Origin of the sequence: Methylibium sp. T29 (assembly GCF_000576205.1) — a bacterium.
Taxonomy (GTDB): Bacteria; Pseudomonadota; Gammaproteobacteria; order Burkholderiales; family Burkholderiaceae_C; genus Methylibium; species Methylibium petroleiphilum.
The window spans coordinates 1-1,393 of the sequence record NZ_AZND01000482.1 but is presented as its reverse complement, the minus strand read 5'-3'; the positions used below and the strand labels follow the sequence as shown (position 1 = coordinate 1,393).

The 1,393-nt window shown below is 57.8% G+C and carries 1 protein-coding gene; it reads right to left on the bottom strand.

The window, feature by feature from the left end; all coding sequences use genetic code 11:
* Nucleotides 1–1,393: DUF1302 family protein (locus x551_RS22210; RefSeq protein ID WP_051512297.1), on the bottom strand; the 1,393-nt coding region annotated here is incomplete at both ends.

Sequence of the window (1,393 nt, the reverse complement as noted above, 5' to 3'; positions counted from 1 at the left end):
GGCCATCGACAAAGTCGCGATACTCGCCCTTGTGCTGTGAGTACACCGCGTTGAGATACAGGTCCGCTTGGACCGACTTGGTAGGCTTCCATCGCACACCTGGCTGCATGTACCAGCCACCCTTGGTATCGGTCAAGATCGCGAAATCGAAACGATACTCAAGCGTTGGCGAAGGCTGCTGCAACGCCAGCGCGAGCGCATTGAATCCACCAGACTGCCCCTTCGGCGCCTCTCCAGGGGTGTTGTCCACTCCTCCCAAGTACCGACCAAACAGATCGCTTCGCGACTTATGGAGCCACTGCGCTACAAAGTATGTAGCCGGAAAGGTACTACTGAACTTGTGATACTTCTCCAGAATGAGTGCGAACTGATACTCATCCTTCTTGATGTAATCACCCAACGTCGGATTGGTGAATCGCTTGTCTGGCGTGTACGAGAACTCAAACCGCCCAATCAGCTGATCGAGCAGAGAATCTTGCTCGCCTGAGAAGACTCGATTGATCCCACCGCCGAACACAGATTCGCGCTTGTACTCCCGACTGATCCAGCCACGCAGCGGGCCAGCGACACTCGGCGTGAAGAAGGTGTCCAGAATGCACTCAGCGGCAGCTCTACTTCCGATCTGGAAGTTGCCAAGCTCAGCGCGCGAAGCACCGCACGTCGTTGCCAGACCCACCAGACCGTACGGATCTCCGTTCGTGCCGATGAAGTTCATGGAGGTCGCCACAGCCTCAAAGCCGTTCAGCCGCGAGTTGGCCGCCCCCTTGAACCACTCCGCCGAGCTATAGACACCGGTTGGGTTCATCGCAAACGCGGTGCCTGGAAGCGTTCCGGGGCCTTTGGCGGCTGACCACTTGTACACGCCGTCCGGATTGATTCGATTGATGGCAAAAGCCTGGTAGCCGAAGCCGCCGGCCTCCCCCTTCAACCGAAATCCGACATTCCACTTGTTCTTAACTTCGTCGTAACCAGGCCGCTGATCGACAGTGAACTGATCCTGGACGAGGTTGTACGCAGTCTCACCGTTCGGCAGGAGAGTGGGCGCGAAGCGCTGCACGAACCCGTCGACGTCCGTTGTCTCATTAACACGGTAGTTCGCACGTAGACCGAGCGACGAGCGACGCGTGTCGGAGTACTCTTCTGCGGCAACACCAAACAAGTGCCCCCGGAGATCCAGTCCATTCGGCTGGTCAGCTACTCGGAAGAAAAGTGCTTCACCCCAAGCGATCTGCTGATTTCCGGCGCGGATCCACAGTGGCCCATTGTTGTAGTCGACATAGAACGCCGGCAGATCGATAAGCGCGCGGTCGTTCGCGTAAGCCAGCGGGCCACCGGCAGTGCCGCCGAACTGTTGCCTAAAGCTACTACCGGAGTTGAAGTCGCCCGAACCAGT